This is a genomic window from Variovorax paradoxus (genome assembly GCF_000834655.1).
In the GTDB taxonomy this organism is placed as follows: Bacteria; Pseudomonadota; Gammaproteobacteria; order Burkholderiales; family Burkholderiaceae_C; genus Variovorax; species Variovorax paradoxus_F.
In genome coordinates this window covers 37,281-45,421 of the sequence record NZ_JXQQ01000067.1, presented here as the reverse complement: position 1 = coordinate 45,421, position 8,141 = coordinate 37,281, and the positions used below count along the sequence as shown (strand labels likewise).

General features: G+C 67.6%; 9 protein-coding genes. 1 reads left to right on the top strand and 8 read right to left on the bottom strand.

The features are described from left to right. Positions 1-87: 87 nt before the first annotated feature. The 4 genes from RT97_RS23865 to RT97_RS23850 form a co-directional block, all read right to left on the bottom strand. The gene (locus RT97_RS23865) at positions 88-558 is read right to left on the bottom strand and encodes an ExbD/TolR family protein (RefSeq protein ID WP_042581323.1); all 471 of its coding nucleotides are present in this window, start codon (positions 556-558) and stop codon (positions 88-90) included. Positions 559-577: 19 nt separating this feature from the next. Beyond that, the gene (locus tag RT97_RS23860) at positions 578-1,273 is read right to left on the bottom strand and encodes a MotA/TolQ/ExbB proton channel family protein (RefSeq protein WP_042581322.1); all 696 of its coding nucleotides are present in this window, start codon (positions 1,271-1,273) and stop codon (positions 578-580) included. A gap of 99 nt (positions 1,274-1,372) precedes the next feature. Then, the gene (gene dapB / locus RT97_RS23855) at positions 1,373-2,173 is read right to left on the bottom strand and encodes a 4-hydroxy-tetrahydrodipicolinate reductase (protein ID WP_437184107.1); all 801 of its coding nucleotides are present in this window, start codon (positions 2,171-2,173) and stop codon (positions 1,373-1,375) included. Positions 2,174-2,318: 145 nt separating this feature from the next. After that, positions 2,319-2,873, bottom strand: a complete 555-nt coding sequence (locus RT97_RS23850; protein WP_042581321.1) for an outer membrane protein assembly factor BamE — start codon at positions 2,871-2,873, stop codon at positions 2,319-2,321. An 89-nt stretch (positions 2,874-2,962) separates the two neighbouring features. Here RT97_RS23850 and fur point away from each other — a divergent pair, with 89 nt between their 5' ends. Beyond that, positions 2,963-3,382 carry a ferric iron uptake transcriptional regulator gene (gene fur, locus RT97_RS23845; protein ID WP_042581320.1) on the top strand — a complete coding sequence of 140 codons (420 nt, stop codon included), beginning with the start codon at positions 2,963-2,965 and terminating at the stop codon, positions 3,380-3,382. Between the two features lie 19 nt (positions 3,383-3,401). Here fur and hprK read toward each other — a convergent pair whose 3' ends face one another. From hprK to RT97_RS23825, 4 genes are all read right to left on the bottom strand, one after another. Next, positions 3,402-4,361 carry an HPr(Ser) kinase/phosphatase gene (gene hprK / locus RT97_RS23840; protein ID WP_042581319.1) on the bottom strand — a complete coding sequence of 320 codons (960 nt, stop codon included), beginning with the start codon at positions 4,359-4,361 and terminating at the stop codon, positions 3,402-3,404. Between the two features lie 141 nt (positions 4,362-4,502). Continuing rightward, a complete protein-coding gene (locus RT97_RS23835) occupies positions 4,503-4,970 on the bottom strand; it encodes a PTS sugar transporter subunit IIA (RefSeq protein WP_042581318.1) in 468 nt (155 codons plus the stop codon). Between the two features lie 216 nt (positions 4,971-5,186). After that, a complete protein-coding gene (gene hpf / locus RT97_RS23830) occupies positions 5,187-5,516 on the bottom strand; it encodes a ribosome hibernation-promoting factor, HPF/YfiA family (protein ID WP_042581317.1) in 330 nt (109 codons plus the stop codon). A gap of 317 nt (positions 5,517-5,833) precedes the next feature. Further along, positions 5,834-7,960 (bottom strand): ATP-dependent helicase, encoded by a 2,127-nt coding sequence (locus tag RT97_RS23825; protein WP_042581316.1) that lies wholly within the window; start codon positions 7,958-7,960, stop codon positions 5,834-5,836. Between the last annotated feature and the right edge of the window lie 181 nt (positions 7,961-8,141).

Below are 8,141 nucleotides of genomic sequence, written 5' to 3'. Positions count from 1 at the left end.
GCGGCGGCTGACAAAGCACTGCGCTGAACGAACGCCGCTTGCCCCCATCCCAACCTTCCCCCAGAGGGGGAAGGAGCAAAGCCAGGATCAGCGTGGTTTTTCAGCGGCCGCTTCGGCCTCGGTCACGAACCCGATGCGGCTCAACCCAGCCTTGTTCGCGATGCCCATGAGCGCCACCACCTTGCCGTAAGGCACGGTCTGGTCGGCGCGCAGCTGCACCTCGGTGTCCTTGCTGTCCGCGGCGGCTTTTTCGAGCTGGGTGGCCAGCTCTTCGTCGGTCACGGGCTTGTCGTTCAGGAAGACCTTGCCCGAGGCATCGACCGAAAGGCTCACGAACTTGGGCGTGTCGTTGGGCTGGCCGGCATCGGTCTGCGGTAGGTCGAGCTTGATCGAGCTGGCCATCAGCGGCGCGGTGATGATGAAGATGACCAATAGCACCAGCATCACGTCGACCAGCGGGGTGACATTGATGTCGGAGAGCGGTCGCTGCCCGCCGGCGCCCGTGGCACGGCCGCCGCCTGCGGCGCTGCTGCCTAGCGAAGTGCGTCCGAAGGCCATGGCGCGTCCTGCGGCCTGCCTAGACGGGCATCGGCCGTGCCGGCGGTGGCGCGGCGGGTGCCGGAGCATCGCCGAAGCTGCCGAGCAGGTCGTGCGCGAAGCCTTCGAGTTCGGCTTCGACGCGGCCGATAACACGGCCGAAGACGTTGTAGGCCAGCACGGCCGGAATAGCGACGGCCAGGCCGAAGGCCGTCATGACGAGCGCTTCGCCGACCGGGCCGGCCACCTTGTCGATGGTGAAGCCGCCGGTCTGGCCCGCGATGCCCGTCAGCGCACCGTAGATGCCCCAGACCGTGCCCAGGAGGCCGACGAAGGGGGCCGTGGCGCCGACCGTCGCGAGAAGAATCTGTCCGGCCTGTAGCCGCCGCAGCGCGCCGTGGAGTGCATCGCGCAGGGCGCGCGTCAGGCGCTGGTTGCGGTCGCCCGTGGCGCCCAGCGTGCCGCTGGCATTGAGGGCCGCCGCGTTCTTGAGGGCCACGACCGCCGGCAGCACCAGCGTAGCCCGGTCGAATGCCTTGAGCTTCTGCTCGGCGTCGGCCAGCGTGGCCGACTGCCAGAACGCCGCGATGCCGCGCAGCACGTCGCGCGTGCCGCCGCGCAGGAGCCACGCCTTCCAGAGGATCACGACCCAGCTGGCGATCGACATCGCCAGCAGCAGCGCCGCCACCGAACGGCTGACGCCGTCGCCCTGGGTCAGCAGCTGGAGCACGCTCATCGGGCGCCGCGACCGCCGCCGGGCCGCCCCAAGGCGAGTCGCGCCTCACCCACGGGGGGTGGCGAGGCACACGAAGTGGCAAGCCGGGGAGCCGTCATTTCAGCGCAGACCCAGCACGTCGTACATGTCGAACAGGCCCGCCTTCTGCTCGGCCAGGAAGCGCACCGCGCGCAGGGCGCCCTGCGCGTAGGTCACGCGGCTGGACGACTTGTGCGTGATCTCGATGCGCTCGCCGATGCCGGCGAACAGCACGGTGTGGTCGCCCACGATGTCGCCGCCGCGGATGGCCGAGAAGCCGATGGTCGAGGGGTCGCGCTCGCCGGTGATGCCTTCGCGGGCGTAGACGGCGCATTCCTTCAGGTCGCGGCCGAGAGCATCGGCGATGACTTCGCCCATCTTGAGCGCGGTGCCCGAGGGCGCATCGACCTTGTGGCGGTGGTGGGCCTCGATGATCTCGATGTCGTAGCCGGTCGCCATCGCCTTGGCCGCCATTTCGAGCAGCTTGAAGGTGACGTTGACGCCCACGCTCATGTTGGGGGCCAGCATGATCGCGACGTCTTTCGCGATCTCGGCGATCTCGGCCTTCTGGGCATCGCTGAAGCCGGTGGTGCCGATGACCGCCTGCACGCCCAGTTCGCGGCACACCGCCAGGTGGGCGAGCGTGCCTTCGGGGCGGGTGAAGTCGATGAGCACCTGCGCGTCCTGGAGGCCGGTGCGCAGGTCGGCCACGATGGGCACGCCGCTCGTGAAACCCAGGAAGGCCGCGGCATCGGCGCCGATGGCCTCGCTTCCGGCGATGTCCAGGGCGCCGGCCAGGCGGCAGTCGGGCGCGTTGCGCACAGCCTCGATCAGCATGTGGCCCATGCGGCCCGAGGCACCGGCAATGGCGATGCGGCGCAGCGCGGGGGTGGCGGAGAGGGAGGAAGAGGAGGTAGGTTCGGTCACGCGGATTCAGTCTTCAGGAGGGCCGAGAGGCCACTGGAACCAAGAAGGGCACCGGACGGACGCCGCCTGACTCGGCGGGCGCCGCCCGCACCTGCTGCGCTCAGCGCGCGGCTTCGAGCGGGGGGTAGGCGGCCGGCAGCGGCGGCTGGGAGGCCGATGCGGCGGCGTCGGCTTTCTCGTCCTTGGCCGGCGCGAATTTCTTGAGCTCGTCTTCGGTGGCCTCGAGCTGGGGAATCTTTCCGGATTTCTTGCGGGTGTCCAGCGTGGCGACGAATTCTTCTTCGCTGGGCATCTCGCCGCCTTCGAAGCGGTCGAGCAGTTCGCCGTTGAAGAACACGGTCAGGCGGCGTTCCTGGGGTTCCACGCCCTGGCGGCGGATGGTGAACACGTAGTCCCAGCGGTTGGCGTGGAACACGTCGCTCAGCAGCGAAGTACCGAGGATTTCACGCACCTGCTGGCGGGACATGCCGGGCTTGAGCGCCGCGACCTGTTCCTTCGACACGAAATTGCCCTGGACCACTTCGACCTTGTAAGGGGTGACCGCGGACAGCGCGCCCCGCGTGCGATCGCTGAAACCGCTGCAGGCACCGAGGCAGAGCGTCGCGGCGACGGCAGCAGCCAGCAGCCAGGGACGGCGTTGGAGAATGGCAGGCATGGGAGGAAAAGGGGGTAGCGATATGATCGGCCATTGTAGCGGCTGACCTTTTCAGGACCTGACCGCGGCACAGGGCGCAGGAACCATCAATGGCCAATATCGACGAACTCAAGAACACCGGCCTCAAGGCCACCTTGCCACGCCTGAAGATTCTGGAAATCTTCCAGACCGGCAGCCAGCGGCACATGACGGCCGAAGACGTGTTTCGCGTCCTGCTCAACGAGCATTCCGACATCGGCCTGGCGACCGTCTACCGCGTGCTGACGCAGTTCGAGCAGGCCGGCATCCTGGAGCGCAGTCATTTCGAGAGCGGCAAGGCGGTCTACGAGCTGAACGAAGGCACGCACCACGACCACCTGATCTGCACCTCGTGCGGCAAGGTCGAGGAGTTCTACGACGCCGAGATCGAGCGCCGCCAGCAGATGATCTCCAAGGACAAGGGCTGGATCCTGCAGGACCACGCCATGTCGCTCTACGGGCTCTGCGGCGACTGCGTAGCGAAGCGCTGAGCGGTCGAAAAAGACGGCGTCAGTCGCTGTCGCGGCCGTTTTCCATCGCCTTGTGGTGGCGCGCCACGAAATCGGCGTACGTGTCGATACCCCGCAACTGCAGGATCGAATTGCGCACCGCGGCCTCGACCAGCACGGCGATATTTCGCCCCGCCACCACCTGGATGATGACCTTGCGCACCGGGATGCCCAGCACGTCCTGCGTGAGCGGCGCCGAGGGCATCCGCTCGTAGTCGCGCTCGAAGCTGTCGCGCCGCACCAGGTGCACGATGAGCTTCAGGCGCATCTTCCGGCGCACTGCCGTCTCCCCGAAGATCGCGCGGATGTCCAGGAGGCCGATGCCGCGCACTTCGAGCAGGTTCAGCAGCAGGTCGGGGCAGCGGCCCTCGATGGTGTTCTGGTTGATGCGGTAGAGGTCGACCGCATCGTCGGCCACCAGGCCGTTGCCGCGCGAGATCAGTTCGAGGCCCAGCTCGCTTTTGCCGAGGCCCGATTCGCCCGTGATCATCACGCCCATGCCCAGGATGTCCATGAACACGCCGTGCATCGAGGTGCGTTCGGCGAAGTGCTTGGACAGGTAGGCGCGCAGCAGGTCGATGACGAAGGCCGACGATTCGCGCGTGGCGAATAGCGGCAGCTGGGCGCGCTCGCAGATCGACAGCAGTTCGTCGGGCGCGGCCTGGCCGTCGGCCAGCACCAGCATCGGCGGCTCCAATGTGACGATGCGGGCGATGCGGCGTGCGCAGTCTTCGGGGCTGCCGCGCGTCAGGTAAGCCACTTCGCGGGCGCCCAGGATCTGCACGCGGTACGGGTGGATGTAGTTGAGGTAGCCGACCAGGTCGGCAGCCGACTGGGCGCGGCTGATGACCTCGGGATCGAACTGGCGCTCTGATGCGCCGAGCCCTGCGAGCCATTCCCAGCGGAGCGACCCGCGGAACTCCTCGAACATGGCATCGGCGCTGATGACGGTCGGCTTCATGCGTTCAGAAGGCGGCGCTCGGCGCCTGGTTGGAAGCCGGCCAGAATACCGCGGAACCGGCTCTGCCGGGCCGCTGGCATTGCCCCGGAAGGGGGCTGGCGAAGCGACATGAAGTACGCGAAGCCTGGGGGCGAGTCACCTCTATGCGACTTGCGTGGACTGCCAGCCGGCGATCAGGCCGTGCAAGGCGGCCGCATCGGTGCTGGACTTGATCTGTTCGCGCAGGCCGGCATCGCTCAGCAGCTCGGCGATTTCAGAGAGGATTTCCAGGTGCTTCTGCGTGGCCGCTTCGGGCACCAAGAGGAAGATCAGGAGGGCGACGGGTTGCTCGTCCGGAGCATCGAAACCGATGGGGTTGGCCAGTTGGAACACCGCGGCCATCGGGGCCTTCAGGCCCTTGATGCGGCCGTGCGGAATGGCAACGCCGTGGCCGAGGCCGGTGGAGCCGAGGCGCTCGCGCGCAAACAGGCTGTCGGTGATCAGGGCGCGTCCCAGGCCATGAAGGCTTTCGAACAGAAGGCCAGCTTCTTCGAAAGCACGTTTCTTGCTGGTAGCGTCAACGCTCACAAGCACTTGGGCGGGCGGCAGGATGGACGCGAGGCGATTCATGGTGGGGGCAGAGCGGGGGCGATTATGCACCCGGTTGGTAAAAACCCCCAGTCCCTCCTATCTACTTTCTATTTACATGTTGCCCGGAGGCCTCGCTGCCACAGGCAGAGACCGGGCAAAAAACCCAAAGCCCCCCGGCGACAGTCGGAAAAGCAAAAGGCCGCCCGAAGGCGGCCTGTGGTGCCGACGGGCCCCTCGAAGGGGCTCGCCCGGTGCTCACATCACGCGCTTGGGCGCCAGGTGATGGTGGTCCTGCAGGCGGTCCTTGTGGCGAACCACCTGGCGGTCGAGCTTGTCGACCAGTTCATCGACCGCAGCGTAGAGATCAGCGTGGCTCGACTCCGCGAACATGTCATTGCCCTTGACGTGAATGTTGCACTCCGCCCTTTGGCGGCGTTCCTTTTCCTTCTGCTTTTCCACCGTGAGGATCACCTTCACATCGACCACCTGGTCGAAATGCCGTGTGATCCGGTCCAGCTTGCTCGTGACGTAAGTGCGCAAGGCAGGGGTGACGTCGAGGTGATGACCGCTGATCGTCAAATTCATGAATGACCTCCTGAGAATTGACGGTTGGGGAAATGACCCCGCTCCAGGATGGAGCGTGGCCGGCGAAACAGGTGTGGTTTTGGGGGGAGAGGGGGAGGAAGGGAGGAGAAAGAGGGGTCGGTCGATTCACTATGCCCAAGCTGTCACGGTATTGCAATACCCGGGTTCTCCGGGTGGCGAGGGCGCGCGGAGCCTGCTTCAATCCGCTATTGATTCCATAGCTGTCCACACATGCTGGCCCGCCTTCGCGGCGCTTTGCCAGCAAGTGTTAAAGAGCGTTTCCCCCGGTGACCCTGCCGGGCCAAGGGCCAGCCGATTCAGCGCCAGGCCGCGCGCATCCGGTTGCGCAGGTCGATCACGGCGGTGGGCGGCGGCACCGCGGGCGCGCGCACCGGCGGCGGTGGCCAGGTCTGCTGCTCGAAGCCCGCGAGATCCGACTCCATGATGAAGCGCGTCCGGTTGGCATACAGGTGCCGGTCGCCCCGCACCGCCTGCTGCGTGACGTAGAAGCGCTGCGGCACGAGGAGGTGCAGGTGGTCGCGGGCCCGCGTCATCGCGACGTAGAGCAGGCGCCGTTCTTCCTCGAGTTCGTGCGCGCCCTGGGCCACGTCGGCGGGCAGGCAGCCGTCGACCACGTTGAGCACATGCACCGAGTTCCACTCCTGCCCCTTGGCCGAATGGATGGTCGAGAGGATCAGGTAGTCCTCGTCCAGCAACGGCGGGCCGGGGCGATCGCTCGTGGCCTCGGGCGGATCGAGCGTGAGTTCGGTCAGGAAGCGCTCGCGCGAGCCGTAGCCCGCGGCCAGGCGCACCAGCTGCTCCACGTCCTGGCGGCGCACGCCGGAGGTGTCGTCGTAGAGCCGCTCCAGGTGCGGCAGATACCAGTCCATCGCCAGTTCGACATCGGCCGGCCACGCCAGCGTCGGCGCGCGCAACGCGGCGTAGGTTTCGGCAAAGCCCGCCCACTGCTCGCGCGCCGCGGACGGCGGCACGAAGTCGCGCACGGCCGCCGCGGGGTCGGCCGCCTGGTCCATCGCGTCGAGCAATCGCGTGCCGGTGACGGGCCCGATGCCGGGGATCAGCTGCGTGACGCGAAACCCCGCCATGCGCCCGCGCGGGTTCTCGGCGAAGCGCAGCACCGCGAGCAGGTCCTTCACGTGCGAGGCTTCGAGAAACTTGAGGCCGCCGAACTTCACGAACGGGATGTTGCGGCGCGCCAGCTCCAGCTCGAGCGCCGCGCTGTGCGACGAGGTGCGAAACAGCACCGCCTGCGACTTGAGCGCGAGGCCGCCTTCGCGGTGCGCGAGCACCTTGTCGGCCACCCAGCGCGCCTGCCCCGCCTCGTCGGGCACCAGCACCAGTTGCGGCTTGCCGGCGGAGGGCTTGTCGGTCCAGAGCGTCTTGGCGTGGCGCTCGGCTGCCTGCGCGATCACGCGGTTCGACACGTCCAGGATCGGCTGCGTCGAGCGGTAGTTGCGCTCCAGCGTGACGACCCGTGCGGCCTGGCTGAACTGCGCCGGAAAGTCGAGGATGTTGCGCACCGTCGCGCCGCGGAACGAGTAGATCGATTGCGCGTCGTCCCCCACCACCGTGACGCCGCGCCCGTCGGGCTTCATCGCCAGGAGGATCGAGGCCTGCAGCAGGTTGGTGTCCTGGTACTCGTCGACCAGCACATGGTCGAAGCGCGCGCCCACGGCCTCGGCCAGCGCGGGCTCGGCGACCATTTCGGCCCAGTAGAGCAGCAGGTCGTCGTAATCGAGCACGTTCTGCTGCTGCTTGGCCTCCACGTACGCGCCGAACAGCGTCTTGAGTTCGGCTTCCCATTCGCCGCACCAGGGGAAGGCCTCTTTCAGCACATCGGCCACCGAGGCGCGCGTGTTCACGCAGCGCGAGTAGATCGACAGGCACGTGCCCTTGCGCGGGAAGCGGTTCACCGTTGACGACAGGCCCAGCTCGTGACGCACCAGCCCCATCAGGTCTTCGGCATCGCCGCGGTCGTGGATGGTGAAGTTCTCGTCCAGGCCGATCTGCCCGGCGTATTCGCGCAGCAGGCGCGCCCCGATGCCGTGGAAGGTGCCGGCCCACGGGAGCGCAGGCGGGCGCTCCGACTTCAGCCCGAGCACCCGCGCCAGCACCTGGCCCGCACGGCGCTCCATTTCCTGCGCGGCGCGGCGCGAAAAGGTCAGCAGCAGCAGACGCTGCGGATCGACCCCGTCGGAGATCAGGTGCGCCACGCGGTGCGCCAGCGTGCTGGTCTTGCCGGAGCCGGCGCCGGCGATCACCAGCAGGGGGCGGTGATCGTCAGCCAACGCAGCGCCGACGCCGTGCTCGACCGCAGCGCGCTGGTCGTCGTTGAGCGTGGCCAGCGCCGCAGCCAGGCGCTCGGCTTGCGTGGCCGGGGGCTTGGGCGCAGTGGAAATGACGGGGGGCGCAGCGGTCTGCATGGGGCACGACTTTACTGTATGTACGTCCAGTCCGGGGGCCTCGCCGCCTCGTGGCCGGTGACATAATCGCGCCTCGCTGCAACCGGAGACTCCCCCATGGAAACCGCCCCGTCTCGGCAGCTTTCAACTCCCTTCTGACGCTCCGCGCCGGGCCTGGGAATTGAAAGCGCCCCTCCCTCGC